This window comes from Hymenobacter agri (assembly GCF_054778495.1).
In genome coordinates, this window is record NZ_BAAGZM010000427.1 from 1 (window position 1) to 3,740 (window position 3,740).

Genomic DNA, 3,740 nt, shown 5'->3' on the forward strand with positions numbered 1-3,740 from the left:
GAAAGCGCCGTCATCAAAGCCGCCCGCTGGCAGGGGCTGAAAAGCGGCATGCCCTTCGGCCCGCAGTACGGCGCCGCACCCCTGCCGCCCGAAACCGAAATTGACGCCCGCTGGGCCGCCGTGGCCCCGCACATCGACGTGCTTATTGGCGCCACGGCCGAGGAAACCCGCTTTTTCGCCGTTATCGACCCTACCTTCAACTGGCTGCAGCGTCTGCCGCTGGCGGGCCACCGGCTGGTGCGGCTGCTCACGGAAGTTACTTCGCGCCGCATTTATCTGGCGCCGGCGCAGGCTTTTGCGGCGCAGCAGGCGCGGGCCGGCGGCCGGGCCTGGCGGTTTGTACTCACCTACCAGCCACCGGGCAGCCCATTCGGGGCCGCGCACGTGGTCGATTTACCGCTGCTGCTGGGCACCCGGGCCAGCTGGGCCGCCACGCCGCTGCTGGGCGAGGCTGATTGGGCGGAGTTTGACATCGCCGGCAGGCAGGTGCGGCAGCTTTGGGCCGACTTTGCCCGCACTGGCACGCTGCCTGGGCGGTTGGAAATTCCGGAGGTGCTGACGGCGGAGCAGGCATAATGTCTGTCATCCTGAGCGGAGCGAAGGACCTTCTCACGTTTGCGCAAACTATGCTAACGTGAGAAGGTCCTTCGCTCCGCGGACGCAAGATGAGAATGACAGATGGCTTCTGTTCTCTCAACCCGATAAACTGAAAATCCACCCAAATCCCTGAAAAAAGCCCGCCACGGCTGGCAGGAGCCGCCCAAACCGGCTTACCTTTCCGCCACGTTCTTTCGCCCCTTCTCACTCCTCCGATACATGCAGCCGACCCCTCACGCCCCCGACGTTCTGTTTCCCGATTCGCTGCTGGTGGAAGTGGCCTGGGAAGTCTGCAACCAAGTGGGCGGCATCTACACCGTCATTCGCAGCAAGGTGCCGGCTACCGTGCCCGCCTGGGGCGACCGCTACTGCCTGCTGGGCCCCTACTTCCCCAACATGGCCCAGGGTGAGTTTGAACCCTACGACGACCTGACCGTGCACACCGCCGCCGACCCGTTCACGGCCGCCGTGCGCACCATGCGCGCCCAGGGCTACGACGTGCAGATTGGCACCTGGCTGGTAACCGGCCGGCCGCGCGTGGTGCTCATCAACCCGTTTCAGACCTACGACCGCCTCGGCCAGCACAAGGCCGAGCTGTGGCAGCGCCACGGCATCCCCTCGCCCGACAACGACGATTTGCTGCACCAGGTCATCGCCTTCGGGCACCTCACCACCGTGTTTTTTCAGCACCTGGCGGCCCAGAAACCGGCCGGGCAGCACCTGCTGGGCCATTTCCACGAGTGGATGACCGGCGTGGCCATTCCGGAGCTGCGCCGCCTGCAGGTGCCGGCGCACTTCGTGTTCACCACCCACGCCACGCTGTTGGGCCGCTACCTAGCCATGAACGACGCCAACTTCTACGACCACCTGATGTGGGTGAACTGGGAGGCCGAGGCGCGTCATTTCAACATCGAGCCGGCCGTGCGCATGGAGCGCGCCGCCGCCCACGGCAGCCACGTGTTCACGACCGTGAGCGAGCTGACGGTGCGCGAGTGCATCTACCTGCTGGATAGAATTCCGGACGCGGTGCTGCCCAACGGCCTCAACATCGAGCGCTTCGTGGCCCTGCACGAGTTCCAGAACCTGCACCAGCAGTACAAGGCCAAGATTCACGAATTCGTGATGGCGCACTTCTTCCAGTCCTACGCCTTCGACCTCGATAAGACGCTGTACTTCTTCACCTCGGGCCGCTACGAATACCACAACAAGGGTTTCGACCTGACGCTCGAAGCCCTGGCCCGCCTCAACTACCGCCTGCAACAAAGCGGGCTGGAAGGCCAGGTGGTGATGTTTTTCATCACCAAGCGCCCCTACACCAGCATCAACCCGCAGGTGCTCGAGCGCCGCGCCATGCTGAACGAGGTGCAGGAAACCTGCCGCGCCATCGAGCGCCAGGTGGGCGAGCGCCTGTTCTACGCCGCCGCCGCCAGCCAGGACCACAAGCTGCCCGAGCTCAGCGCGATGGTGGACGACTACTGGCGCCTGCGCTACCGCCGCCAGCTGCAAAGCTGGAAAACCCGCGCCCTGCCCCCGGTCATCACCCACAACCTGGTGAATGACGGCGACGACGACATCCTCAACTTCCTGCGCCGTTCCGAGCTGCTGAACCACCAGCACGACCGCGTGAAAATGGTGTACCACCCCGACTTCGTGTCGCCCGCCTCGCCGCTGCTGGGCATGGAGTACGGCCAGTTTGTGCGCGGCTGCCACATGGGCATTTTCCCGAGCTACTACGAGCCCTGGGGCTACACCCCGCTCGAATGCGTGGCCCGCGGCGTGCCCGCCATCACCTCCGACCTATCGGGCTTCGGCGACTACGCCCTGCAAAACGTGCCCGACCCCGAGAGCAAAGGCATTTTCGTGGTGCATCGCCAGGAAAAATCCTTCGACGAGTCGGCCGAGGAGTTGTGCGACATGCTCTGGCGCTTCGTGCAGCTCAGCCGTAAGGAGCGCATTGTGCAGCGCAACGCCGTGGAAAGCTCCGCCGACCTCTTCGACTGGAAAAACCTGCGCGTGCACTACGACCGGGCCTACGCGCTGGCGCTGGAGCGGCAGTAAACTAGTGCGTTGCTATGAAGCTGCCCCTCGGTGATAAGCTTGAAATAATGGTGCGGGATGGCCGCCTGCTAATAGGCGCCTGCATGTCAGTTACGGCATCGCTGGCTTTGGTAGATAAAATCTCTGCTGCGGATAACTCGCTACTGGAATTGTTGCTCTCGGCCGCCTTTGTCATTTCTGGGCTATTTCTAATCTATCAAAGTGTTGATAAGCACAAGTCGCTATGGGCACTCGCTGCCGATGCTAGCCGCGTTACCGGAAGCTTTGAGCCATCTCGCACAAAAAGTCAAGAGCTTGACGGAACAACTTATTATCGCGTGGTATACAGCTATCTGTTTCAAGGGCTAACCTATGCCCACTGCGTAGAGACAAGCTCTCCAGAAAAATATGGAAGTCAAGAACTCATTTTCATTCAGCGCTCACGGCCAGAGAATGCTGTTTTTTCCGCTGATTTACCGGGTGTAGTGCGAGAAAAATTATTAGCCGTAACCTCTCTTTGATTTTATGCGCAGCAGCGTGAATGTGCTGACGGCACTCAGCATTGCATCGATGGCCACCGCCGCCCTCGCCCACGAGGTGTGGCTCGAAGCGCCGCGTTTCCGCCTGCAGACGGGCGAGGCGGTGCACGTGCGCGCCTTCGTCGGGGCCAACTTCGCCGGCGGGCCGTGGTCGAACAAAGCCAGCAAAATTCACCGCCTCCAGCGCTTCGGCCCCACCCCGGCCGATACCACCAACCTCACGCCCCACAACGCCGCCGAAACCGATACCTTCCGCACTAATTTCACTTTCGCCCAGCCCGGCACCCACGTGGTGCTGCTGCAAAGCACTAGTTCCTTCATTGAACTGCCCGCCGAGCAGTTCACCGCCTACCTGCGCGAAGAAGGCCTCGACTACGCCCTGAAGCTGCGCCAGGAAAACGAGGAAACCGCCCAGCCCGGCCGCGAAACCTACAGCCGCTGCGCCAAAACCCTGCTGCAAGTCGGCGACCCCGCCCTGGCCCCGCTGGCCACCGACAGCGCCTGCCGCCACGCCTACGGCCTGCCCCTGGAGTTGGTGCCCGAGCAAAACCCCTACCGCCTGCGCGC

Annotated in this window: 4 protein-coding genes; all 4 read left to right on the forward strand. The window is 62.8% G+C overall.

Annotated elements, in window-relative coordinates; all coding sequences use genetic code 11:
* On the forward strand, positions 1–576 hold a 576-nt coding region (locus tag ACYVDE_RS17050; protein WP_460502752.1), incomplete at its 5' end, for a hypothetical protein.
* Positions 577–816: 240 nt separating this feature from the next.
* Positions 817–2,655 (forward strand): glycosyltransferase family protein, encoded by a 1,839-nt coding sequence (locus ACYVDE_RS17055; RefSeq protein ID WP_460502753.1) that lies wholly within the window; start codon positions 817–819, stop codon positions 2,653–2,655.
* A 14-nt stretch (positions 2,656–2,669) separates the two neighbouring features.
* Positions 2,670–3,155: a hypothetical protein gene (locus ACYVDE_RS17060; RefSeq protein WP_460502754.1), complete on the forward strand. Its 486-nt coding sequence runs from the start codon at positions 2,670–2,672 to the stop codon at positions 3,153–3,155.
* A gap of 4 nt (positions 3,156–3,159) precedes the next feature.
* A partial coding sequence (locus ACYVDE_RS17065) for a DUF4198 domain-containing protein (RefSeq protein WP_460502755.1) occupies positions 3,160–3,740 on the forward strand: 581 nt, incomplete at its 3' end.